This is a genomic window from Caballeronia sp. LjRoot34 (assembly GCF_964253815.1).
GTDB lineage: Bacteria > Pseudomonadota > Gammaproteobacteria > Burkholderiales > Burkholderiaceae > Caballeronia.
The window spans coordinates 1,187,140-1,211,614 of record NZ_CAXUSB020000003.1 but is presented as its reverse complement, the minus strand read 5'-3'; the positions used below and the strand labels follow the sequence as shown (position 1 = coordinate 1,211,614).

The following is a 24,475-nucleotide window of genomic DNA, read 5'->3' as shown; positions in this document are numbered from 1 at the left end:
CTTTGTCGCTTTGGACAAAGAAATGACGTGCCGCCACGCACAGTGGCTAATAGTGATAAAGAAAAAATCCGACTCTCGCAGACCGCTAACGCCAAAAGCAGCAACCCGGCATCGACCCAGAACCGCTAACCCCGGCCCCCCGCCCAACCCTTCATCAAATCGACTTCTGAAACGGCGCTCCGGAATGCTCGCGCAGCTCATTAAAAACGATCTTCGGCCACGCCTTCTTCGCCACATCAATTTCGGAAACATGCGAAGCGAGATACGTCGGCGCATTCGACGCATCCAGCGCAATACGAGCCGAATACGCATCAGTAAACCGACGCAATTCGGCGGCGTCATCGCACGTAACCCACCGCGACATGCGATACCGCGCCGGCATGATCCGCACATCCACCTTATATTCCGCCGACAACCGATGCGACACCACCTCAAACTGAAGCTGCCCGACAGCGCCCAGAATAGTCGACCCGCCAAGCACCGGACGGAAGACCTGAATCGCGCCTTCATCGCCTAATTGCCGCAGCGCTTCACCAAGTTGCTTCGCCCGGATCGGATCAACCACCTCCACCGTCTGGAAAATTTCCGGTGCGAAGAACGGCAAGCCGACGAACTGCAACAACTCGCCTTCAGTCAATGTATCGCCGAGGCTCAGCGTGCCATGATTCGGAATGCCAATGATATCGCCAGGGAATGCTTCACTCACGGTCTCGCGGCGTTGCGACAGGAACGTCACCACGTTATTCGCGCGGAAAGTCTTGTTGGTGCGCGTCACCTTCAGCGCCATGCCACGCTCGAAATGTCCCGAGCAAACGCGAATAAACGCCACGCGGTCGCGGTGCGCCAGATCCATGTTCGCCTGCACCTTGAACACCACGCCGGTAAAGCGCGGCTCTTCCGGCAACACCGGACGTTGCACGGACATGCGCATGGACGGCGGCGGTGCAAGCTCGACAAGCGCATCGAGAATTTCCTTCACGCCGAAGTTGTTGATCGCCGATCCAAACAACACCGGCGACTGTTCGCCTGCCAGAAACGCAGCGCGATCGAACGCGGGCGTCGCGCCCGTGATCAAATCGATTTCTTCTTTCGCACGCGCCCAGCTCGGGCCAAAGCGACGCTCACCGTCGGCATCGTCGAGCGCACGCACGGTTTCGACCGCGCCGCCGGCGGTATCCTGACCAGCGCGGAATACTCGCACCTGATCGTGTGCAATGTCGTAGACGCCCTGGAATTCCTTGCCCATGCCAATAGGCCAGGTGAACGGCACAGCGGCCACACCCAGGTGCTGCTCAATTTCATCGAGCAGGTCGAGCGGTTGACGCACTTCGCGGTCGAGCTTGTTGATGAACGTAAGGATCGGCGTGCGGCGGCTGCGGCAGACTTCAAGCAGCTTGAGCGTCTGCGCTTCAACGCCATTGGCGCCGTCGATCACCATCACGGCGGCATCCACCGCCGTCAGCACGCGATACGTATCTTCGGAGAAGTCTTCGTGTCCCGGCGTATCGAGCAGGTTGATGACGCAATCGCCGTATTCGAACTGCATGACCGAACTCGCGACCGAAATGCCACGCTGCTTTTCGATTTCCATCCAGTCCGACGTCGCATAGCGGCTGCTCTTGCGCCCCTTCACGGTGCCTGCAATCTGGATCGCGCCCGAAAACAGCAGCAGCTTTTCGGTCAGCGTAGTCTTGCCCGCATCAGGGTGGGAAATGACCGCGAAGGTGCGGCGCCGTTTGAGTTCGGAGAGTGACATCGGTACTGGAGAGAGCTGTGGGGTTGAGCATTCGGGCGGGAGGTGGTCCGAAAAATGGCCCAAAAATGGCCCGAAAAAGCCGCGTGGTGTGGATGATACACGAGGGGGGGTCTGCTCGTGCCGGGGCCTGCCTGCCGGCACAAACGAGAAGGGCCCCGACTGGATCGGGGCCCTTCTCGAAAACGCTAAAACTTGAAGCTTAAAACTTGATACAGCTTAGGGCTTCGGTGCCGACGACGGGATCGTCGTCGCTGCTGCATGCTTGTGCTTCTTGTGATGATGCTTCTTGGTCTTGTGCGTGGCGCTAGCCGGTGCTGCATCGGCAGCCATCGCAGCGGCAGGAGCCGGAGCAGGTGCCGAAGCTTGTGCGAATGCGCCAGCGGAGAACAAAGCGACAAGCGTCGCGGCAACGAGTTGCTTTTTCATGGCAGTGAGATCCTTGAGGTTGATGTCGACTACGCGGCGACGACGTCGCGTGTACCCGTTTAACGTCTCACCCCGAAGTGTGTTGACACGATCCCAAAGAAAAAATGACGGCAGCCACACAATTTTTCTGTGTGCAGGATTCCTTCGATTAGTACACAAAGCCGGACCCTGTACCTCATTTATTCCACTGCATGAAATTCAGCGCCAGTACATAACGTTGTTTGACAATCGATGCAGTTACCAAGCCGCCGCATGTTTCACGACGTTCAAACCGGCGAGGTCGAATTTGCATCGACATCGGTTGAGGGTGATTCGATTCCATCTCGCTTCCCGAGCCAGATCCAGACCATTCCCGCGAGCAACGCGCAGGCAGCCATCACGCCGCTCATCGCGAAGATGCCAAGTACAGGAAACAGCAGCGCCACGAATGAACTCGACGCCGCGCCGCACAGCATCTGTATAGATGTCAGCAAGCCGCCCGCCACGCCCGCCAACTCTGGAATGGGGTCGAGCGCGCCGCGTGCGGCACTCGGCGCTGCAAGCCCGAAGCAAAAAGTGCTCGCCACGAGCAAGGGCATGACGGTCGGCAACGAGGCCTGATGCAACACGCTCAGTGCAATCAAACCGAAAGTCGCGGCCAGCGTCGTGCAAATAGCGGTGGCGAGAATGCGCCACGATTCGACTCCGCGCGCCGCGATGAAACCGTTCACCGTTGCACCCGCGACAATGCCCGCGCCGGTCATCGCGAACATCGCGGCGTAGATGATCGGCCGGACATGCAGGATATGCAGCAGCACAAGCGGCGAACCCGCCACATACGCGAACATCCAGCCAAACCCAAAGCCGTTGATGAGAATATGCCCAATCACCGCGCGATGCGTCAGCGCGCGTCGATACCCATCGCGAAGTCCGGACAGGGCGAAGCCCCCGCTCTGCTGCGGCGCCGATTCCGTCAGGCCTGCCCACGTAGCAAGCGCGGCCAGCAATCCGCAGGCGGCCATGACGCCATATATTCCTCGCCATTCAATCGCCGCCAGCAACCCGACGCCAATTGAAGGCGCCACAATCGGCGCTACGTTCGCGACCACGGTGATGGCCGCGAGCCGGTGCTGCATCGCGTTGCCTTCGAACAGATCGCGGACGATCGCAAGCGCAATCGTCATCCCCGCGCCCGCCCCAATGCCCTGCACCAGCCGGGCGCCGAGCAACACGGCAATGCCCGGCGCCAGCGCCGAAACAATCCCGCCCACGGTGAACAAGGCAAGGCCCAGCAGCAGCGTAGGCTTGCGGCCACGCGCATCGGAAAGAGGGCCGTATGCGATCGGCCCGACCGCGAAACCCGCCATGAAGAGACTCAGCGTGAGTCCGGCCTGACTCGCACTCGCGTCCAATGAGTTCGCGATATTGCCAAGCGCGGGCAACGCCATATCGATGGAAATGGGCGGCAACGCAGCCAGCGCGCCCAGAAAGACAGCGAACAGGATGGATTGCGGCGCCAGCCGCCAGCGTTGTGTCACGTCGTCAGATCCGCTTCGTGTGCGGTGTCAGCACCACGCGGCCTTTCGTCCCCTCCGCCACCGCCCGGAAGGCGGCTTGCGCATCTTCCAGCGCGAAGGTATGCGCAATGGCCGGCGCTTTGTAGCTGCCGTCTTCGAAGCCCGGACGCAGCGCCTCCAGCATCTGCGCGGACGCTACCAGATCGCGCTTCAACGTATCGACGCCAATCAGGCGGCTCTCGTTGTGATAGAAATCCGCGAGGTTAAAGGTGACTTCGCGACGATCCGACGCCGATATCTCCACCAGCCGTCCGCCCACTTTCAGCATGTGCAAGGCCGTTTCGAACATCGATCCGCCGACGGTATCGAATACGACAGCCGCACCGCCGTTCGTTGCTTCACGAATGCGTGCGATGGCATCGGGGGCTTGCGAGTCCACCATTGCATCGACGTAGGGACTCGTCGCGGCCGCGCCGCGCCCCACGCCCACTACCTTCGCGCCAATACGTTTCGCGATCTGCGAGGCCGCCCCGCCCACGCCGCCGAGCCCGATGATCGCGATGCTCTCGCCGGCCTGCAATTGCGCGGCTTCCACCACGGCGCACCACGCGGTGATGAAATTCACGCCGATCGCCGATGCCTCCTCGAACGTCAGATTGACCGGTTTGCGACGCAGGCTTGCAACGGGCACGACGACCTGTTCAGCATGCGTGCCGTCGCGCGTGAAACCCACGTCGCCGCCCGAGCCCCAGACCTCCGCGCCCAGCCACTCGGCAGGACCTGCGATGACCACGCCGGAATAGTCGCGGCCGGGCGTACGCGGCAGCGTCGTCTGGCTCATGCGCCCTTGCACGTTCTTTACGTCACTTGGATTGATCGATGCCGCGAAGACCTGTACGACGGCTTCATCCCCGGAAGGCGCAGGCGCGGGCAAATCGCTGGTAATCAGGACCGATGGATCGCCGTGCTGGTTGAAACGCAGTGCTTTCATGATGTTCCTCCGTTGTCATGCCCGCATTATTGCCCCCGGCGCGCGTGGCGAAAAGGCGTCCATCCGCATAGAATCGTTGCGTCAAGTGGAAAGATGGACGGAATCAAGATGGACCCAATCGATGCCCGATGAAATCAACGACCTGCGCCTGTTCGCGCAGATGGTGGACGCCGGCAGCCTCTCGGCGGCGGCGCGCCGGACCGACGGCTCGACCGCCGCCATGAGCCGGCGGCTGGCCGCGCTGGAAAAGCGCCTGGGCGTGCGTCTCGTCACGCGGACGTCGCGGCGCTTCGACCTGACGGTGGAAGGCGCGCTGTTTCATGAACGCGCAGTGGCCATCCTGCATGCCGTCGACGACGCCGAGGCCGAGATCAGCGCTCAGGCGCGCGTGCCGCAGGGTTTGTTGTGCATCGGCGCGCCGTCGGAAATTGGGCGCAAGCAGATCGCGCCGCTGATTGAAGCATTCTCGGATCGGTATCCGGAGGTCGAGGTGCGGCTCGTGTTGTCCGATATCGGGCTGGATGTGATCGACGACAATCTCGACGTGGCATTGCGTATCGGCTTGCCCGCGGATACCGGCGTGATTGCGAAGAAACTGTTGTCGAGCCGGCGCATTGTGTGCGCGGCGCCGGAGTATCTGGCGCGGCACGGAATGCCGGTAACGCTGACCGATCTCGCCGCGCACGATTGCCTGCGGCTCGTGCGCGGACAGCGCGTTTTCGACAGATGGTTATTCGTGGAAGACGGCCGGCGCCGCGAGATTCAGGTCCGCGGCACGCTCTCGACTGCGAGCGGCGAAGTGCTCCACGACTGGGCGCTCAGAGGCCGCGGCCTTGCGCTGAAGGCGCTGTGGGACATAGAAGACGATGTGCGCGCGGGCAGGCTGATTGAGTGCCTTGCGCCCTATCACTGCGATGAAATCGAGTTATATGCGGTGTTCGCGAACCGGCGGCATTTGTCGCCGCGAGTGCGGGTCTTTCTCGATTTCGTGCAAGAGGCGCTTGGCGTAAAAAGCTCCGCGTGAAGCGCTCCGCTGCAAGATACGCGCGATTTACACTTCAGCTTGAGCGCTTTCTCACCACGTTAGTTGGAAGCCAGCGGCATCCACGGGTCGTTGCCGGTCGCGGGATACATGAGCGAAACCTCTTTGCTCACACGAACGATTTCATGGATGTTATCCCTGAAGTTCGGGCTCTTTTCGTAGCTGATAAAGCCAGCATCTGCTACGGCGGACAAGGTCAATAACGCGAAAGCGATGCGCTCGACGATCATAAAACGGTGGGGCATTTCCAAAGTTCCTTGAATCTTTCACTTTGGGAATTATAAGGGTTTTCACCTATCTTTTGCCAGTCCAAATTAGGTGCCGGTGACGGAAAACGACACCGTCCAACGCACTGCTTAGGGAATTATTGCCTCTTTTCATCATACGAAAAGCTGGCTTTAATTCGTCGCTGTATTGTCGTTGTCTCAATGTTGCATTGCCGTTGAACACGACCAAGGAGGCGTAGTTACCGCTTATGGCAATCGAAGCCGAGAACCGCGCCACGGCGCAATTCCCGCCGGAGGGCTTGAAAACGGAGCGTGTCGTGCTGCGTCCGGCCAGCAGTCAGTACACCGGCGCGCTGCTGATCTACCGGCTCGCCAATCGCGCGCATCTCGACCGTTGGGAGCCGTTGCGAGAAGACTCCTTCTTCACAATGCAGGCCGCGAATGAACGCATGGCGTTAATGGAAAACGCGATGGCCGCCGGCACTGCGCTGCATCTGTTGATTTTCGCGAGCGAACGCCGCAACGCGCTGATTGGCGACTGCCACTTCACGAATATCGTGCGCGGGCCGTTTCAGGCGTGTCATCTCGGCTATTCGATCGACCAGCATTACGAGGGACGCGGGCTGATGCGCGAGGCGCTCGCCGCAGCGCTGGGTTTTATCTTCGATGCGTATCGGCTGCATCGTGTCATGGCGAGTTATCGGCCGGAGAATGATCGCAGCGGGCGTCTGCTGGCCAGCCTCGGATTCGAGCATGAAGGGCTGGCCAAGGCGTATCTCAAGATCGATGGGCAATGGGCGGATCACGTTCTGACCTCGCTGGTGAACCCGAAAGATTGAGTGATGAGATGCGGTGGAGCGGACCGTCGCCGGATTATGAGTTTAAGAACTTCCGCTCAGACGTTCGTTTCCTCAGCCACCCGCACCAGCACCTTGCCGAAATTACGACCGTCGATCATATCGAGGAACGCTTGCGGTGCGTTCTCCAATCCCACGGTGACATCCTCCAGATGCTTCACCTGACCGGCACGCAAAAAGCCGCCGACATCGAGCAGGAAAGCATCCCGATACCCAGGCAGGAACTCGTAGTTGATATAACCTCGCACCGTCAGGCTGCGCGTAAGAATCGCGCGCATGGTCGCGGCGAGGCCATCGTCGGCGTCAGCGTTGTTGCCCGACGTCTGCGCCATCAATCCGCAGACGGGAACCCGGCCGTATTGATTGAGCAAAGGCAGCACAGCCTTCCACACCGCGCCGCCAATGTTCTCGAAATATACGTCGATACCCTTGGGACATGCATTCGCCAACTGGTCGGCGAAGTCGGGCGCACGATGGTCAATGGCGGCATCGAAGCCAAGTTCGTCCACCACATAGCTGCACTTCTTCGCACCGCCTGCAATGCCCACGACGCGGGCCCCAGCGATCTTGCCAAGCTGACCCACGAGCGAGCCCACCGGGCCGCTTGCCGCACCGACCACGACCGTCTCGCCAGGCTTAGGCTTGCCGATCGCCGCCATGCCGGCATATGCCGTGAAACCCGGCATGCCGAGCACGCCCAGATAAGCGCGCGTTGCAATACCCTCTGCGGATAACGGACTCAGGTTGCGGGCATCGGCCACCGCGTGGCTGACCCAGCCCGCGTTCACGAGTACCTGGGCGCCGACCGGGAGCGTTGCGTCGTTTGATTCGACCACCGTCGCCACGCTCTCGCCGGGCATGGCCTCGCCGATCTGTGCGGGTTTCGCGTAAGAACGTGCTTCGTTCATGCGGCCGCGCATGTACGGATCAAGCGATAGATAGTCGATGCGCAGCAACACCTGCCCTTCACCGGGCACGGGCATGGGCACTTCTTCGAGGCGAAAATCAGAGAGTGCGGCACGGCCGCCCGTGGGACGCGAGGCCAACACGATTTGTCGAGCGGTAGCTGAGGTCATGCGGTTTCTCCAGGATGCATCGCGGGGAAACCGAGCATATACGCGCGGGCGCAATCGCGCTTTGTCGAGCGCTCAGACGCGGGGGATTCGCTTGATTCGCCTAAGCAACCGATGCAATGAACGCATCGATTTCCGACGCATCCGGCGACGTTGCCGGTCCATAGCGCGTCACCGCAATCGCCGCCGCAGCGTTCGCGCGACGAGCCGCCGTTCGTGCGTCGGCGCCAGTTGCAAGCACGGCCAGGAACACGCCCGCGTGAGCGTCGCCGGCACCATTGGTGTCGACCGCTTTTACTGCGAAACCCGGCACATGGTCGCGTGTTTCCCCCACGCGCAGATGACAGCCGGAAGCGCTATCGCGCACGATTGCGAGCGCGCCGGTTCTTAACCGCGCGATGATCGAGTCGAACGCTGCATCGAAATTGTCGGTATTGGCGAAACGCAACGCCTCAACCCGGTTGCTCGTCCAGATTGATACGACGGCCAGCATGCGCGCAAGCAACGTTGCATCGATAGCATCGACAAGCGGTCCCGGATCAAAAGCCACGCGCGTTTCAGAAGGCAAATGCTCAAGCCAGTCGACAAGCACAGCGCCCTTGTCCGCAAGCATCAGGCTATAACCGCTGACATAAACAATATCGCGCGCGTTCACCGAGAGCGCATCAAGCACGTGTCGATCGAGCACGCTTTCCGCCCCCATGTGCGAGACGAACGTGCGCTCGGCGGATGCATCGACAATGGCGACGCACAAGCCCGTGTCCCGGTCCGCGACCTCCGGCCCCGCAATCTCCACGCCTTCCTGCGCTAACGCCTGGCGCGCCATGTCGCCGAAACGGCCATGTCCATGACCGCCCGGATACACCACGCGCATGCCGCTGCGCCGCGCTGCCGCCATTACGTTGAAACCGCCGCCTACTTCGAAGCTTGCGTTGTGCGCAAGCACGTCGCCACCGGGCGCGGGCAGCGTATCGATCTGCATGACCAGATCGACAATCACCTGCCCCGTATGAATCAATCTCGATGGCTGCTGTGAGTCTCTTTGCGTCATGCTGTCTTCCAACGTTTGGCCGCACCGCGCGCGCCGCCCAGAAGCGCATACATGCCTGCGGCCACCACGAACGTCACGATCCATCCGAGGCCGTTACGTCCGAACCAGGAGTCCGCGAATATGCCGTGGATCGCACCCGTGGAGATGAAACAAAAACCAAGCACGATCGCCAGTGCCCACGTACCGAACGCACGCCATTCAATGCCGCCTTTGTACCAGTACGCGCTACGCGGAGAGACATCGAGCAAGTCGGCCGGGGAGTATTCCTGACGATGAATCAGATCCACCACGAAGATACCGACCCACGCCGTGATAGGCACCGCCAGCAGTGAAATGAAACCGATGAACGGACCATAGAAGCTCCCGGCAATCAGCATGAAGTAGATCGAACCCGTGAAGATCACCACGACGTCTACCACCACCGCCTGTACGCGCTTCACCTTCAGGCCAAGCGTGAGTGTCGTCAAACCGGCCGAATACACGGACAGGTAATTGGACAGCAGCAAACCGCCGAACGCAGTGATCAGGTATGGAATAGCCATCCATGGTGGCAACATTTCGCGGATCGCGGCGATTGGGTCCGTGGCCGATGCGAGATGATCGTTGCCAACCGACAGCAGCGCGCCCAGCGTGACGAGAAGGATCAGCGGAATGCCCGCGCCGAACGCAGCCGATGCCACCAGCGCCGGTCCCTTCACCGTAGGCGCCTGATAGCGCGACATATCGGCGCCCGCATTGGCCCAGCCAATCCCCGTACCTGCTGCAATCGTGCCAATGCCAATGATGACTGCGCTCAACGGCGCGGGCGTCGCGTTGAACACAGCATGCCAGTCGATCGCCGTCACGAGAAAGCCGGCCACCAGCAAGTTGAGCACGCCGAAGACATAGGTGGACCATTTCTGGATCACGAGCAGCGTAGCGTGACCGAGCCCTGACACGATCAACGTCAGCACCACGAACACGGCGATAAACACGAGCGTCAGTACCGGTGCGTTCCTGGCTTCAGCGGGCGTGCCGAACACGATGGTTGCAAGCGACAGCAGCACGTACGCCGCGGTGGTCGTGTTGACGGTCTCCCAGCCGAGCCGTGACAACAGCGAGACGATGGTCGGCCCAATGTTGCCGCGCACGCCGAAGATCGCACGCGACAGCGTGAGACTCGGCGCATGCCCGCGCCGCCCCGCAATCGAGATCACGCCGACGATCGCAAACGATCCCGCCGCGCCGATCACCGCGACAAGCGCCGCCTGCCAGATCGCGAGATGCTGGAAAGCAACCAGCGTCGCGCCGAGCGGCAGTCCAAGGATGCTGATGTTGGCGGCGAACCAGACCCAGAAAAGCTGCAGCGGATGCCCATGACATTCGCCTTCCGGTACAGGTTCGATACCACGCGTCTCGACCCGGCGAGCGCTGTTTGACGTGCGTGACGAAGCCATCTGAGTCCGATCTCCAGATTAAAGGGTACAGCGGGGTGCTGCGAAAAATGCGTTAAAGCACGTTAAAGCGCGTCAGGCAGCCGCGGCACGCAATCCAAGCAAACGGTCGACCAGCGGCTCGAGATCGAGCGAATTCACACGTCGAATGGTTTCGATGGGACCGGCCGGCAACGCGTCGTAACCCGCGCACGCGCCGAGGATCGCGCCAAGCATGGCGGCGATCGTGTCGGTGTCGCCGCCCAGGCTCGCTGCAGCTCCCAGGGCGGCTTCGATCGTGCTGTCACGTGTATCCAAATCAAAGGCCAGCGCGAAGGTCGCCACGACCGATTCCTGCGATGCCACCGACGTACCGATCACGTCGTAGATCGTGTCCGCCACCTCGTGCCCGGCGCAATTGCGCATCAGCTCACGGGCATGGCGAATGCGCGGCGCAATGCGCCCGCCCGCCACCCAGAAGCCACGGCTGTCGGCAGCCTCGGCCATCGAAATGCCGGCTTCCAGCGCTTCAACCAGGCTCGCGCCGTTCAGTCCGGCCGATACCGCTGCCGCCACCGCCGCTGCGCTCGAAATGCCAAGCGTGGTGTTATGCGTCACGACACACGACTGCACGACGGCATCGATAAACTGGTCATGGCGTCTCAGGTCGAACGCAATCCCGACTGGCGTCACGCGCATGGCTGCGCCGTTGGTCGTACCAAAACGGCCCGTGCGCAGAGGGTCTTCACCGGCGGCAATGCGCACGATGGCCTGTTTCGTCGATGGTCCGAGCAGATCGAGCGAACCGCGCGCCTTCATGGACGCTTCCCATTCGATCAACGCATGCGCAAACGCCATCGGTTCGATCTTGCCGTGGCCATCGGCCAGCAAATGCGCAACGAGGACCGCTTGTTCCGTGTCGTCAGTGATGGAGCCAGCCCGAAGACCCGGCGCAATCGGTTGATCCGGAAACGCGTTTTCCAGCTTGTCGATCCGTCCAAACTGCTCGACGATGCGCTCGCGGCTGAGTGCCTGGGTCGGCATGCCGAACGCGTCGCCGAGTGCAAGACCATAGAAGGCGCCGCGTGCGCGATCTGCCAATGTGGGGTGATTCAAAAGCAAAGACGAAGACATCAGAATTCCAGGTGTAGTGCAAAAAAAGCCGGGTCCAGCAAGCTCACGACATACTCGATAATCCGTTCATCCCGATCCCGCGTGAGCCGTCGCGAACGCAGGAACGAGGTGCCGGCGCGACGCTTGAGCAAGCGTGCATCGGCCGCTTCCAGGCCGACCACTTCGGCCCACTGTTCGCCGTGATGCGGCACCATGCCGTGCTCGATCAACGTCCGGTTCAGCGAGCCGCCCACCAGCCCTTCCAGCGGCAACGCCGCGAGGTCGTCGTTGAACGGCAAGCGGCTGCGTTCGAGCGAAATGCACTGCGCCTCAGCGTCGGCGCCGATCACGCGCATCCGGTCGATCGCCACGAAGGCTGTGCGCTCAAGCTTCAACTCCTGCGCAAGCGTCTCGTCTTCGATCAGCGCGATTTGCAGCAAACGGGTCTGCGCGCCGCCGCCCACTTTTTCTATCGCAGTGGTCCAGCCGAGCGTCCCGTCAATCGCCTGACCATTGAACGTCACGAACGAGCCGATACCCCCCTTGCGCGTAATCAAACCGCCGCTGGTCAGAAGATCCAACCCCTTGCGAACAGTGTTACGGCTGACCGCAAAACGCTCGACCAGCTCATTCTCGCTTTCGAGTTGCTGCCCGAACGGCAGACGCCCGGTGAGGATGTCCTGCTCGATCGTGGCGGCAACCATATGTGCCTTCGAGCGCCCGACCTCTGCGGTTTTTACTGCTCGTTTAACCATGGTGTGACTCCTGTGCCAATGAGATTGGAAAGTCCAGTCCCTGAAAAAGCACAAGTATGCACATGTTTTTCTAAAAAACGGCACACGAGGCGTGATTGAAAGATTCAATCATCGACGCCGCCTTAGCCCCAGTTGCTTGTTCTTTTTATGAACCTTTAAAAAGAACATGTAGGAACATGTACATAATTTAAGACGTCATATTGTGATGGTCAAGCGGGAATTGATAAGGGGAAACCCTTGGGGCCGTGCCAGATGGCGGCCGGGCGGCGAGGTGCGCGGCAAGCGCGTGTCAGGGACAGAGCCCGTCGCAGTTCCTCCCCTATTTTTACGATCGGGCTTTCGCGGGCGTCCGGCTCATCTCACGCAAGTGTTCAACGCCCTCGTGTATCGGGAAGGTGTTTTGCGTTCCGTCCCGAAGTCGCAGCGACACCGTCTCGTCGCGCTGGTCGCGTGCGCCCACCGTGATAAATATGGGGATCCGCTGTTCGCGTGCATCGACGATCTTCCGTTCAAGCCGCTCAGGCCTGTCGTCGAACACCGCCCTTAGTCCCGCTTCGTCAAGCAAGTCCATCACGCGTTGTCCATAACCCACGCTGATATCAGACACCGTTGCCACCGTCACCTGATCAGGCGCAAGCCATAAGGGCAGCCAACCTTCATGATGCTCGAGAAGCATGGCGATAAACCGCTCCATGCTGCCCAGGACCGCGTGGTGAATCATCACCGGACGCACGTGCTCGCTCTCGAACGAGACGAAGCTTGCATCAAGACGATCCGGCAAGACGAAATCAAGCTGGATTGTTCCGCACTGCCAACTACGGTCGCGGCTATCGGTCAGATGAAATTCGAGTTTCGGGCCATAGAAAGCTCCTTCTCCCGGACGCACATCGAACGTGAGGCCGGCGGAAGCCGCGGCCTTCGCAAGCGTCTCTTCTGCGCGATCCCAGAGCGCATCATCGCCCGCCCGCTGATCCGGGCGCATTGCCAGTTGAACGCGGAACGTCGAAAAGCCAAGGTCGGCATAGACCACGCGAAGCAAATCGCAAAACCGCCCTACCTCGGCTTCCACCTGATCTTCCGTGCAAAAGACATGAGCATCGTCTTGCGTGAAAGCGCGCGTGCGTTTCAATCCCTCGAGCGATCCTGAAGGCTCGTCGCGATGGCATGCGCCGAACTCGCTGTATCGGATCGGCAGGTCGCGATAAGAACGAATACGTTGATTGAAAATCTGTACATGACACGGACAGCTCATGGGTTTCAGGCAATAGGGGTGGCTTTCATGGTCTTCGTCCTGACTACCGTTCACCGAATACATGCCGGCCTGAAATTTATCCCAATGCCCGCTGCGCTCCCAAAGCGAACGCGCCAGCAGTTGCGGCGTACGCACTTCGCGAAACCCGGCGCCTCGCATTCGACGCCGGATGTAATCCTCCACCACGCGATAAAGCTCCCACCCGCGCGGATGCCAGAACACCATTCCGGGTCCTTCGTCCTGCTGATGGAACAGGTCCAGCTTGTTACCTAACTGCCGATGATCGATATCGTCCACAATGCTCTCCGTTAAATTCAAGGGCCGTAACGGGCATGGAGGGCTGTAAACGCAGAAGGCCCCGTCCGTTTCCGGCGGGGCCTTCTGAAAAACGCACCTCGATACTTTATCGCGCACGGCCTCCAGACGACCCGCCTGAGAAGGTGGTCGTGGTAGTCGCGGTCGTGAGGGTGGAGAAATGCGAGTTCATGTGGCACACAATAAAGGGCTTTGGGTCCCCAAGTCAATAGTGTTTTCGCTCGCGCCGGTGGACGGGTTTGGTCGGTTTTGAGGTTGGGCGGGGTCAATGCTGGGGTTAGCGGTCGGGGTTGATGCCGGGTTGCTGCTTTTGGCGTTAGCTGTCTGCGAGAGTCGGATATTCTCTTTATCACTATTAGCCACTGTGCGTGGCGGCACGTCATTTCTTTGTCCAAAGCGACAAAGAAACGAAGCAAAGAAAGCGCTTTAACCGCGCTACCCTAAGTGTCCACAGCGTGCAGTTTTGATTCATAGGTGCCCCAAAAGCACGGTGCTCGCCAGAGCGGAGGATGTGTGAAACCCTCCTTCTCCGAACACCGATACCCACACGCTTCGCCACCAGTGATTGAACCTGCCCAAGGAGCACCCCGCGCTATCCGCGGACGACCGACCACCGAATTTGTATGCACGACGAATCTCGTCGCCAACCCACCAAGTAATAGAGCCCCAAAATGCGTCAGGCCGTATCCAACGAAAATAACTGTCTAGGCTGCGCAGCAAACTCACCAAAAACTGAAGTAGTAAATCCGCATCGGCCTGTGACGCACGAACACGGTCGCGTAGACCGGGGAGCCAACCACCAAAAAACTGCGACCGTAAATATGCTTTAGGCCATTTGGGTTCCTTATCAATCATGCTTGCCCGAGAGCGTACGGGGCGAAGCGTGTTCGTGTCAGGATTCGCGAGAAGGAGGGGTTCACACATCCGTGGCTCTGGCGAGCACCGTGCTTTTGGGGCACCTATGAATAGAAACTGCACGCTGTGGACACTTAGGGTAGAGCGGTTAAAGCGCTTTCTTTGCTTCGTTTCTTTGTCGCTTTGGACAAAGAAATGACGTGCCGCCACGCACAGTGGCTAACAGTGATAAAGAGAAAATCCGACTCAGGCACACCACTAACACTGAAAGCACCAACCCGGCATAGACCCCGACCGCTAACGCCGAAAGCACCAACCCAGCATCAACCCCGACCACTAACCCCAGACCCGACCTCCCCAGCACTCACCCCGCCCACGAACCCCAAACCCACCAGAACCCCAACCCCGTCCACCGGCGCGAGCGAAAAATAACCGCCTGCGTCCTTAATCCAGCACAGTCACCGGCGCAACCGCAGCCGGATCGCTAATACTGGGCCGCCCGTTTTCAACATGACCCGCAAGACGACGCAAGAACGTCGGATCGTCGTTGCTGGTGACGCTCAGGTCATACCAATGATGACTCGTGGCAAGAATCCACGACTCTTCGATGGACCCCAACGACGGCACCAACACCGGACGCGGCCGAGCACCGTAGGCATTATCGACCACCGATAAGCGCGCAATACCACGGCCCCGGTTCGTGAACTGCAGGGACACATTGCCGTTCGCGACATCATATTGCGCCGCCAGTTCAGGGTCAGCCGGCGGATTGGACACACTGCCGCTACCCGGTGGCGTCAACGTACCGGCAAACTCGCGCACGAATCCGTTCGGACCATAGACCGTGAACGCATAGATGCCCGCCGTTCTGTTGATGTCGAAGCTGTCGCGCAAGGTCTTGCCCGCTTCAACCGTATAGCGCCACGGACCGTCAGTACGGTTCGATGAATAGACATAGAAGTGCGCGCCCTGCGAGCCAGTATTGGCGAAATGAAGCGTAAATTGCTTGTTGCCCGCATCGAGACTGCTTTGTACATACAACTCGTAGGGCAGCGCGCGAGCGAAGCGCGTACCGGGCTCCTGCGGATCAATCACGCCAGGTACGGCCGGCACCGTCGGAGCCGGTTGCGTGGCGCATTGATTGTCCGCGATCGTCTTGTAGTTGCTGGTGTCGGGCAGCACCGGCATCTGCGCGTCGGGCGTGCGGAAATCAAAGGCTGTAGTCAGGTCGCCGCATACCGCGCGACGCCACGGCGTAATGTTCGGCTCCACCACCCCAAAGCGTGTTTCGATAAAACGAATCACCGACGTGTGATCGAACACCTGCGAGCAAACGAAACCACCCTTGGTCCAGGGTGAAACAACCGTCATGGGCACGCGCGGGCCGAGGCCGTACGGCAGGCCGTCGGCGGTGTAGCTGCCACCCCGTCCCGGATTGACGACCGTATGGAGTTCGCCTTCGGTTGTCACCGTCGACAAGCCTTGCGAGCGCGACATGGGCGGCTGCGGCGGCACAAGGTGGTCGAAGAAACCGTCGTTCTCGTCGTACATGATGAACAGCACAGTCTTGCTCCAGACCTCGGGGTTAGCCGTCAGCGCATCCAGGATCTGCGACGTGTATTCCGCCCCGTAAGCCGGCGTGTATTTCGGATGCTCCGAGTACGCTGCGGGCGGACACAACCACGATACTTGCGGCAATTGGTTCGCCAGCACGTCGGCTTTCAGGTCGTCGATCGTACGCACGGCGTTCGCGCGCAACTGTAGTGAAGAGCCTTGTGGCGCATTGATGATGTTCACAAAATTCTGCAGGATGTTGGTGCCGTAATTGCCGTTCAGCGGGTCGGCGCCGGTCAGGCCTTGCTGGTAGATCTGCCACGAAATACCGGCCGCTTCCAGACGTTCCGGATAGGTCGTCCACGAGAGCAACTGATACTGCGGCGGGCCGTCGCCATCCACATAGTCGTTGTTATCGAGCAGCGGGCCGCCTTGCGTGCCGGTTGGATCGACCATGCCCGTCATGAGGTACGCGCGGTTCGGATGCGTCGGGCCGGCGAGCGAGCAGAAGTAGGCATCGCAGACGGTGAAGGCATCGGCGAGCGCGTAGTGAAACGGAATGTCGCTGCGCAGGTGATAACCCATCGTCATGTCCGTCTTGTACGCAGGCCACTGATCGTAACGGCCGTTATTGATCGCGTAGTGAGTCGGATACCACGAGTGATCCAGATCGCCAATGCACTGCGCGCTGGTCGTCAGCGTATTCAGATGAAACGGCAGCACTGGCTTCGTTGGGTCTTCCTTCGACGGCTGGAACCATACCGGCTGACCGCTGGGCAACGCGATCGGGAAGCGGTCGTTGTATCCGCGTACGCCTCGCATATGGCCCATGTAGTGATCGAAGGAACGGTTCTCCTGCATGAACACAACAATGTGTTCAACGTCGTTGATCGATCCGGTGCGCCGCGACGCCGGAATGGCGAGCGCTTTGCGAATCGATTCGGGGAACACCGTCAACGCGGCGGCGGCGCCGGCTGAAGTAGCAACGGTCTGCAAGAAACGGCGGCGGCTATTCAACGTCATTTTGATTCACCTCGTGGCGTCATGATAGGTGCAGCAATGCCGTCCCGGTCGAAGGACTCGATCGGAATGGGGATTTTTATTCACTGGAGCGCGTCGCTTGCGGCGTCACTCGGAAGCGTCAGGCGCGGAATGAAGGACGGGTGTGACCTGCTGCGCATCCAACGCGAGGCTTGCCTGAGCGGCCGCAATGGGACTGCTCGCGGCCTGGCCATCGGTTGGTGCGGCCAGCATGAGCGGCTCGACGGCGCTGGCCGGCAATGACGAGTTGGCCGAGGCTTGCGTGTCGCTGACGCTTGCCTGATCGTCTGGTCCGCAGGCGGTGAGCGCCATCGTTGCTGATGCCATTAGTGCCAATATCGCGGTTCGTTTCATGCTGTCTCCGCTTGTCGGGGGATACGCGCAAACGTTTTCGTTGCATCGCGGACGCCAGTCTGAAGATGCTTCAAGAAAGTTTTGTGAAATATCTGGTAAGGATTGATAAGGCGCGGCGAGACACTAAATACTGTCAATTAGCTTTCGCATTGCATATCGGAAAATCGAAAACTAGTTGCATAGCGAATCATTTTCTCCTAGAGTGTTTTCATGTTCGATCACTGCATCTACTTCAACACAACGGCACTTGCGCGAACCCTCGAGCGCGAGTGGGCGAACGCGTACAAGACGTTTGGTCTGACGCCGCCGCAGGGATTCATGCTGCGTGCGGTGCTGGCGAAGCCTGGCATCGTGCAGAGCGAGTTGGCGTCTGAACTCGCCATTTCGCGGTCCACTGCAACGCGGACTCTGGACGGCTTGCAGAAGTTGATGTTTATCGAGCGTCGGGTTACCGCGTCCGACGGACGTGAGACCGCGATTCATCCGACTGGCGAAGCATTGCGAATCAAGGACCAGTTGAATGCCGCGAGCGCCGCAGTCACCAAACGTTTGAAGGCTGAACTAGGTGAGAAACGCTTTGCGACTACAGTCGCAAGCGTGAAAGATGCACGGTCGAGCCTCGACTGAATTTTTTCCTTAATAGTTGTATAGCGAACTAATTGGAGATGAAAAAATGCCGATTTTGAACGTGAAGGTAAGCATCGAAAAATCACCCGAGGCTGTTGCGGCCATATCGGACATGTTGCTTGAACTGACCTCCGGTATCCTGGGCAAGAAGCGCGAGGTAACGGCGATCACCATTCAATTCATCGACCCGGATAGCTGGGTGATCGGTGGCCGGCTGCTAAGCGAGCAGAAAAAATCCAGCTTCTATTTCGATATCAAGATCACCGACGAAACGAATACAAAGGACGAGAAGGCACGGTATATCTCGGCTGTTTTTGAAGGGTTCGGAAGGATATTGGGCGATCTGCATGAAGAGAGCTATATCCATGTTGAAGATGTCAGGGCGGCTTCGTATGGATACGGCGGCCGCACGCAGGAGTACCGGTACCATCACTGAATTTTTCGCTCGCGCACAGCGTGACGCTCGACTGGTCGCCGGTAGCGCGGGCGCGCAATATCGATCTCGGTTTCGAGCATGAGACGGATGTCGAGGTCATGGGGAATCGGGAATTGCTGGCGGAGCTGTGTGGCAATCTCATCGATAACGCCGTTCGCTATGCCCGCGACGGCTCCGCCAACCGGTGGCCTGCCGCTGGAAGTGTTCCTGTTCGTGAACAGGACGAGCTGGGAATCGTACGAACAAATTCAGTCGGATATGTTCGACTACGTCTATGGCATCTTGCCGCTATTCCACTTGCGCGTCTGGCAAATGCGCTAGCGGCGCCGGGTAGGAGCCCGGTCGCGCCCGCGTTATCCAGCCAGCCCTTCGACAATACATACGACAACAGCAAAAGCGCCAATACAGGCGGCCAAAGTAGCTGCTGCCTTCGCAAAAGGGGTCATGCCGGGCTCCAAATCTGTTAGGGGAAGCGCATTTTATATTGGAATGAAAGTAAAAAGAAATAATTGTATTAAATGAAAGATTAAAGAAATCAGGCGCTGTTGAAGGGCGGACCGCTGGGTCATTACTGGCTCGGGCTCGGGCTCGGGCTCGGGCTCGGGCTCGCAAAGAATAATTAAGTATCCTTAGTACCTTGCTATAAAAACGGCCCGGCGCGCTCTGCGTCAAGACGTGCGTCCGGCGTTTCCGATCGATGCCAGTGATGAGTCACGAGCGCCGCTGCCCAGTCGATCCCCTTGCTTATCAGACGGTATCTTGGCGGGGTTCTAATCGCTAGCGCGGGAGAGACTGTCACGGAACACGGTGACGGCGCCGGCAGAGCAACCGCCCCGGAAACTCTCAGGCCCAAGGACCGCGTAGCAGGAACATCTGGAGAGCGGCGCTTTAATGCGCCCACCGACGGGGATGTCGTGCGTACAACGCCGCGACTGAAACTCTCAGGTAAACGGACAGATGGGGCATAGACGCCGGCAATCCCGGCGATGCCCAACTTTCATCTGGACCTTGTCATGTCGCGAATCGTCATCATTGGCGCCGGTATTGCCGGCGTCACGAGTGCTGGGGGTAGTGGTCGGGGTAGTGCCGGGTTGGTGTTTTTAGTGTTAGCGGTCGGGGTCAATGCCGGGTTGGTGCTTTCGGCCGTGGTGGTCTGCGAGAGTCGGATATTCTCTTTATCACTATTAGCCACTGTGCGTGGCGGCACGTCATTTCTTTGTCCAAAGCGACAAAGAAACGAAGCAAAGAAAGCGCTTTAACCGCTCTACCCTAAGTGTCCACAGCGTGCAGTTTTGATTCATGGGTGCCCCAAAAGCACGGTGCTCGCCAGAGCAAAGGATGTTTGAACCCCTCCTTCTCGCGAATCCTGACATGAACACGCTTCGCCCCGTACGCTCTCGGGCAAGCACCATTGCCAAGGGACCAGCACGGCCTCACGCGTTCTGCCGGCCGTGTTTTTTGATGGGTTCGCGACCTGGTTCGCGCGGCCATATTCGTGGATCACAGCTTGATGTCTAGCAGCTCGATACGTGTTTAGTGCTTCAGTTTTTGGTAAGTTGGATGCGTGCTTACACGGTTATTTTCGTCGGTTGCGGCCTTACATATTGGGGGGCTTTATTACTTGGCTGGTTGGCGGCGTGGTCCGTCGTGCATACAAATTCGGTGGTTGGTCGTCCGCGGATAGCGCGGGGTGCCCCTTGGGCAGGTTCAATCACTGGTGGCGAAGCGTGTGGGTATCGGTGTTCGGAGAAGGAGGGGTTCACACATCCTCCGCTCTGGCGAGCACCGTGCTTTTGGGGCACCTATGAATAGAAACTGCACGCTGTGGACACTTAGGGTAGCGTGGTTGAAAGCGCTTTCTTTGCTTCGTTTCTTTGTCGCTTTGGACAAAGAAATGACGTGCCGCCACGCACAGTGGCTAATAGTGATAAAGAGAAAATCCGACTCTCGCAGACCACTAACCCTGAAAGCACCAACCCGGCATCAACTCCGACCACTAACACCCCAGCACCACCCTCCCCACGCCCCCAAACCCGTCCACCGGCGCGAGCGAAACTTCTCGCAACGGACGCTCAACCGGTGCATCAAGCACAAGACGTCCAAACTCCTGCGCGGCAAGCGTCGGCTCACCCTTGCCCCACAACAGCCTGAATTCCGCTTCCGGAAGGAGTGGCAAACCATACTGCTCATCGACCACCACAATGCCCGGCTCCAGGTCATCGCGTGTCAGCGGCGTAATCGCAAGCCCCGCCATCACGGCGGCACGGATACCCGACTGACTCGACGATGTAAAAGCGACATGCCAATCCACCGGCAAGCCATCGAGCGCTTCGAGCGCCACTCGCCGATTCACACACGGCGCCGGAAACAACGCGAGCGGCAGCGACGCCCCCTCTCGCGCTTCGAACGACTCGGCCGCCGCCCAGACGAACCGCGTTCGCCGCAACACGATACCGTCAGCATCCCGATCTGCCTCCGAACCCACGCACAGCACCACGGCAAGATCCAGTTCGTGCGCGGCAACCATCGCCTGCGAATCAAGGCTCATGCCCACGCTCACGTCCAGCCGAACATTCGGAAATGCGCGCGAGAATTGCGTCAGCAGAACCGGTAACCGTTCTCCCATGAAAATATCCGGTGCTCCAAAACGGACAACACCAGAAGCCGGCGAAGATTGAAAACGCTGGGTAACCGCGTCCATTGCATTCAGGATTTGCATCGCGTAACGCAAGAAATCCTCGCCATCTTCAGTCAGGGTCAGACTGCGCGTGGTGCGATATAAAAGCGGCCGCCCCACTTCTTCTTCAAGCCGCCGTATCTGGTGACTGATCGCGGATTGCGTCAGGTTCAGTCGTCGCGCCGCCTTGGTAAAACCGCCAGCTTCCGTGACAGCAACAAACGCGCGCAGGAGGGCAAGATCGAGGTTCATGGTCGCAATCAATGATGACGAAGCTTAATCAATGATAGTAAATTAAATCATTTCCATCATAAAGCAAGACCGCCGAGAATAAATCTAACGACTTCTTCCGGTAGCCTGCCATGGATGTTTCGCCGCGCTTAGCAAATCAACTGGCTGTCACGCTGCTGCTGACCGCCGTGATCGCCGCGACCTACGGGTTCGGCGTTTATCTGTTTCCAGTCGTCCTGCCGCAGATGAAACAGGACATCGGTTTCGACTATGCACAGGCCGGGTACATCACGGCTGCGCGGCAACTTGCCAATGTCGCGATGGCGCTGTTATCGGGGCTCGCTGCCGCTCGTTTTGGGGCGGCCAGGGTCATGCTCACGGCGACCGTGCTCTCGGCCATCGACCTCGCTGGCCTCGCGTTCGTCGACAACACATGGATGATGGGCGCAGTTGTCGTCACGCTCAATGCCTGCGCCGCCGCGACCTGGGTCCCGATGATGGCGCTGGTCGCACCATTGATCGATGAGCGGCATCAGGCAAAAGCAATCGGTGTCATTGGCAGCGGCACGAACTACGGCGTCTTGCTGAACGGGCTGATGGTGCCCGCGTTGCTGGCGTCGTGGGGCTGGCGCTCTGTCTGGCTCGTGAGCGCTGTCCTGACCGCCGTGTTGAGCGGCGTAATCGCCCTCGTGTTTGCACGGCTTGGCCGTGCGTCGGCCGAGCGGCCACGCGTCACGCCACGGGGCCAGGCCAAGCGCCCGAGCGAGCGCCTCGGGCTGCGGCGCATGCTCGCCAGACAATTCCTGCTGGTGTACGCCATTGCATTGTTATGCGGGTTTGCCGGTGTGCCGTTCATCACCTATTTCTCAGCTTATTCGCACGATGACCTGCATCTGGGTCTCGATGTAACAGCGCACGCGTGGGCGCTTGTGGGGCTCGTCGGCGTGGTAAGTGGACTGGTGCTCGGTATGATCGGCGATATGCGTGGCAGTCCTGATCGAAATGGGAATACGCAACGCGATGGCATGCGCACCGCACTCGTCAGCGCCGGGGTCCTGCTTTTGTGCGCGTCGATGATCGCCGCGTCGCGTCCGGGCAGTTATGCGCTGATGGTCGCGGCGGTCGCCCTGGGCTTTTCGTTCTTTCCGATTTTCGGCCTGCTGCACGCGTATGTCGGCAAGACAAGCGAACCGGCTCTCGCCGCGATGGTATGCGGAATCTGCGAAGCGGCGTTTGGTGTGGGCGGGGCGTTGGGAAACGTGCTGGGTGGCTTATGCAAGACCGCATTCGGTTCGTTTCAGCCGGTGTACGGGTTGGCATCGGCGGCCTCGGTCATCCTCGTCGGACTGGCGTTCCTCATGCCGAACACTCGGCGGCCTACGCCGGTTTGCAGAAGCGGACTCGCCGATTTTCGGTGATGGCATAGCGAGCAGGAGTACTGCCCAAGCATGGGCAATACTCCATGCCATGAATTCATTCCGCTACCGGTTTCACGCCTCCCTGACCTGCATTTGCGTCCGAATTACGAAAGCAAACCCGGAAGCAAACCCGGACGCAAACCGTACACGCACATCATCTAAAGGAACGACTGCACAAAGCAAGGTTAAAAACCACGCCCGCAGAAATTCAAAAATCATTCCCGCTCTTCGAATGCGCGACGCAAAGACAACGCAATACCTTGCGCGGCCCGCTTCACTTCATCGAGCGCAGGAAAGGTCGGCGCAACGCGCAGATGCCGATCGCGTGGATCGAGACCATGAGGGAACGCAGCGCCTGCTGGCGTCATCGCAATACCGGCGCCAGCGGCCAGCGCGACCGTGCGTTTAGCGAGGCCATCGGGACTATAGAGGCTGATGAAATAGCCCCCTTGCGGGACGGTCCAGGACACGCCCGGCAGATCGGCAAGGATCTCGCTGAAGGCCGTTGTCATGGCGTCGAACTTGGGTCGTAACAGCGCCCGATGCCGCTCCATCAAACCCTCCAATGTCAGCCGGTCCCGCAAAAATCGTACGTGCCGGAGTTGATTGAGCTTATCCGGTCCAATGGTCCTGATAGCCGAGCAACGCTGCCACCAGTCGATATTACGCCGCGACGATGCAACAAACGCTAACGCCGCCCCGGCAACAGTAATCTTGGACAGCGACGCGAACACCAGCGCCCGGTCCGGATGCCCCGCCGCCGCGCAAGCCTCGATCATGTTCAACGTGGTGTGCTTGTGCTCAGTCAGGTGATGGAACCGGTACGCGTCGTCCCAGAACAGGCGAAAGTCGGAGGCGGCGGTTTGCATCGAGGCGAGACGGTGAATTGTATCGACCGAGTAGATTTCGCCGGTCGGATTGCTATAGAGCGGCACGCACCACATGCCCTTGATGGCCGGATCGGCGGCGACCTGTGCTTCGACAAAATCCATGTCGGGACCATTGCCGGTCAGCGGTACCGGGATCATGCGCACGCCAAGCGCCGCGCAGATCGCGAAATGGCGGTCGTATCCTGGCACGGGACAAAGGAACGCGACGTCACCCGCGTTGCGCCACGGCTTGCCGTCGGCCATGCCATGCAAAATGGCGAACGCCATGGCGTCATGCATCAACTCGAGGCTGGAATTACCCGCAGCCACTACCTGCTCCACGGCAACCCCAAGCAGATCGGCGCCGAATTCACGTGCCTCGGGCAGACCCAGCGCATGGCCATAATTGCGGCAATCAATACCGTCCCGCGACATGAATTCGCCCGCTTTCAGAGCGTTGGCCAGTGCGTCCGAGGACAGGTCGAGCTGTTCCGGAGACGGCTTTCCGCGGGTCATATCGATTTTTATTCCGAGCTTCCTGAAGTCATCGTAAGTCATCGACATCGTTTCTTTTCCGGCGTTTTCGCGTTGAGAGACGCCCAGTATGTGAGGCTCATCGGATTCAGGAAAGCGAGTTATATTGAAGA

21 protein-coding genes, 1 pseudogene and 1 riboswitch are annotated in these 24,475 nt (G+C 59.5%); of the genes and pseudogenes, 7 read left to right on the top strand and 15 right to left on the bottom strand.

Features of this window, described 5'->3' with window-relative positions:
• Positions 1-154: 154 nt before the first annotated feature.
• The 4 genes from ACSQ36_RS36410 to ACSQ36_RS36395 all read right to left on the bottom strand — a co-directional run bounded on the left by ACSQ36_RS36410 (position 155) and on the right by ACSQ36_RS36395 (position 4,669).
• Positions 155-1,756, bottom strand: a complete 1,602-nt coding sequence (locus ACSQ36_RS36410; RefSeq protein WP_089163638.1) for a peptide chain release factor 3 — start codon at positions 1,754-1,756, stop codon at positions 155-157.
• A 216-nt stretch (positions 1,757-1,972) separates the two neighbouring features.
• A complete protein-coding gene (locus tag ACSQ36_RS36405) occupies positions 1,973-2,182 on the bottom strand; it encodes a hypothetical protein (protein WP_436185827.1) in 210 nt (69 codons plus the stop codon).
• 266 nt (positions 2,183-2,448) lie between these two features.
• A complete protein-coding gene (locus ACSQ36_RS36400; protein WP_436185826.1) occupies positions 2,449-3,699 on the bottom strand; it encodes a multidrug effflux MFS transporter in 1,251 nt (416 codons plus the stop codon).
• A gap of 4 nt (positions 3,700-3,703) precedes the next feature.
• Positions 3,704-4,669 carry a quinone oxidoreductase family protein gene (locus ACSQ36_RS36395; RefSeq protein ID WP_436185825.1) on the bottom strand — a complete coding sequence of 322 codons (966 nt, stop codon included), beginning with the start codon at positions 4,667-4,669 and terminating at the stop codon, positions 3,704-3,706.
• Positions 4,670-4,790: 121 nt separating this feature from the next.
• Here ACSQ36_RS36395 and ACSQ36_RS36390 point away from each other — a divergent pair, with 121 nt between their 5' ends.
• Positions 4,791-5,693 carry a LysR family transcriptional regulator gene (locus ACSQ36_RS36390; RefSeq protein ID WP_436185824.1) on the top strand — a complete coding sequence of 301 codons (903 nt, stop codon included), beginning with the start codon at positions 4,791-4,793 and terminating at the stop codon, positions 5,691-5,693.
• 59 nt (positions 5,694-5,752) lie between these two features.
• Here the strand turns inward: ACSQ36_RS36390 and ACSQ36_RS36385 are convergent, their stop codons facing one another.
• Positions 5,753-5,956 carry a hypothetical protein gene (locus tag ACSQ36_RS36385; RefSeq protein ID WP_213766200.1) on the bottom strand — a complete coding sequence of 68 codons (204 nt, stop codon included), beginning with the start codon at positions 5,954-5,956 and terminating at the stop codon, positions 5,753-5,755.
• Positions 5,957-6,186: 230 nt separating this feature from the next.
• On the opposite strand from ACSQ36_RS36385, the gene ACSQ36_RS36380 reads away from it, so the two are divergent.
• Positions 6,187-6,777 carry a GNAT family N-acetyltransferase gene (locus ACSQ36_RS36380; protein ID WP_436185823.1) on the top strand — a complete coding sequence of 197 codons (591 nt, stop codon included), beginning with the start codon at positions 6,187-6,189 and terminating at the stop codon, positions 6,775-6,777.
• 56 nt (positions 6,778-6,833) lie between these two features.
• Here ACSQ36_RS36380 and ACSQ36_RS36375 read toward each other — a convergent pair whose 3' ends face one another.
• The 8 genes from ACSQ36_RS36375 to ACSQ36_RS36340 form a co-directional block, all read right to left on the bottom strand.
• Positions 6,834-7,871: an NADP-dependent oxidoreductase gene (locus tag ACSQ36_RS36375; RefSeq protein ID WP_436185822.1), complete on the bottom strand. Its 1,038-nt coding sequence runs from the start codon at positions 7,869-7,871 to the stop codon at positions 6,834-6,836.
• A 100-nt stretch (positions 7,872-7,971) separates the two neighbouring features.
• Entirely contained in the window at positions 7,972-8,919 is a 948-nt protein-coding gene (locus ACSQ36_RS36370; protein ID WP_436185821.1) for a PfkB family carbohydrate kinase, read from the bottom strand.
• Entirely contained in the window at positions 8,916-10,355 is a 1,440-nt protein-coding gene (locus ACSQ36_RS36365) for a purine-cytosine permease family protein (RefSeq protein WP_436185820.1), read from the bottom strand. The genes ACSQ36_RS36370 and ACSQ36_RS36365 overlap by 4 nt, the downstream gene beginning before the upstream one ends.
• A 72-nt stretch (positions 10,356-10,427) precedes the next feature.
• On the bottom strand, positions 10,428-11,465 hold the full coding sequence (locus tag ACSQ36_RS36360; protein WP_436185819.1) for an ADP-ribosylglycohydrolase family protein: 1,038 nt from the start codon (positions 11,463-11,465) through the stop codon (positions 10,428-10,430).
• Positions 11,465-12,199, bottom strand: a complete 735-nt coding sequence (locus tag ACSQ36_RS36355; RefSeq protein WP_213766194.1) for a GntR family transcriptional regulator — start codon at positions 12,197-12,199, stop codon at positions 11,465-11,467. Before ACSQ36_RS36355 ends, ACSQ36_RS36360 begins: the two co-directional genes overlap by 1 nt.
• A gap of 325 nt (positions 12,200-12,524) precedes the next feature.
• A complete protein-coding gene (thrS, locus tag ACSQ36_RS36350) occupies positions 12,525-13,748 on the bottom strand; it encodes a threonine--tRNA ligase (protein ID WP_436185818.1) in 1,224 nt (407 codons plus the stop codon).
• Between the two features lie 1,317 nt (positions 13,749-15,065).
• On the bottom strand, positions 15,066-17,198 hold the full coding sequence (locus ACSQ36_RS36345) for a phosphocholine-specific phospholipase C (protein WP_436185817.1): 2,133 nt from the start codon (positions 17,196-17,198) through the stop codon (positions 15,066-15,068).
• Between the two features lie 105 nt (positions 17,199-17,303).
• On the bottom strand, positions 17,304-17,570 hold the full coding sequence (locus ACSQ36_RS36340) for a hypothetical protein (protein WP_213766191.1): 267 nt from the start codon (positions 17,568-17,570) through the stop codon (positions 17,304-17,306).
• Positions 17,571-17,780: 210 nt separating this feature from the next.
• Here ACSQ36_RS36340 and ACSQ36_RS36335 point away from each other — a divergent pair, with 210 nt between their 5' ends.
• From ACSQ36_RS36335 to ACSQ36_RS36320, 4 genes and pseudogenes are all read left to right on the top strand, one after another.
• Complete coding sequence (locus tag ACSQ36_RS36335) at positions 17,781-18,197, top strand: MarR family winged helix-turn-helix transcriptional regulator (RefSeq protein WP_436185816.1); 417 nt, start codon at positions 17,781-17,783, stop codon at positions 18,195-18,197.
• Positions 18,198-18,243: 46 nt separating this feature from the next.
• Positions 18,244-18,633, top strand: coding sequence for a tautomerase family protein (locus tag ACSQ36_RS36330; RefSeq protein ID WP_436185815.1), 390 nt, complete (start codon positions 18,244-18,246; stop codon positions 18,631-18,633).
• A pseudogene (locus ACSQ36_RS36325) lies at positions 18,606-18,803 on the top strand (sensor histidine kinase); the annotation flags it as partial. The gene ACSQ36_RS36330 and the pseudogene ACSQ36_RS36325, both read left to right, overlap by 28 nt.
• Positions 18,763-18,954, top strand: coding sequence for a hypothetical protein (locus tag ACSQ36_RS36320; protein ID WP_436185814.1), 192 nt, complete (start codon positions 18,763-18,765; stop codon positions 18,952-18,954). The pseudogene ACSQ36_RS36325 and the gene ACSQ36_RS36320, both read left to right, overlap by 41 nt.
• Before the next feature lie 542 nt (positions 18,955-19,496).
• A riboswitch (glycine riboswitch) is annotated at positions 19,497-19,600 on the top strand.
• A 1,029-nt stretch (positions 19,601-20,629) separates the two neighbouring features.
• On the opposite strand, the gene ACSQ36_RS36315 is transcribed toward ACSQ36_RS36320, so the two are convergent.
• Positions 20,630-21,562: a LysR family transcriptional regulator gene (locus tag ACSQ36_RS36315; protein ID WP_436185813.1), complete on the bottom strand. Its 933-nt coding sequence runs from the start codon at positions 21,560-21,562 to the stop codon at positions 20,630-20,632.
• Positions 21,563-21,672: 110 nt separating this feature from the next.
• Between ACSQ36_RS36315 and ACSQ36_RS36310 the strand changes: the two genes are divergently transcribed.
• Positions 21,673-22,959, top strand: coding sequence for an MFS transporter (locus tag ACSQ36_RS36310; RefSeq protein WP_436185812.1), 1,287 nt, complete (start codon positions 21,673-21,675; stop codon positions 22,957-22,959).
• 215 nt (positions 22,960-23,174) lie between these two features.
• On the opposite strand, the gene ACSQ36_RS36305 is transcribed toward ACSQ36_RS36310, so the two are convergent.
• Complete coding sequence (locus ACSQ36_RS36305) at positions 23,175-24,392, bottom strand: aminotransferase class I/II-fold pyridoxal phosphate-dependent enzyme (RefSeq protein WP_436185811.1); 1,218 nt, start codon at positions 24,390-24,392, stop codon at positions 23,175-23,177.
• Positions 24,393-24,475 lie beyond the last annotated feature (83 nt).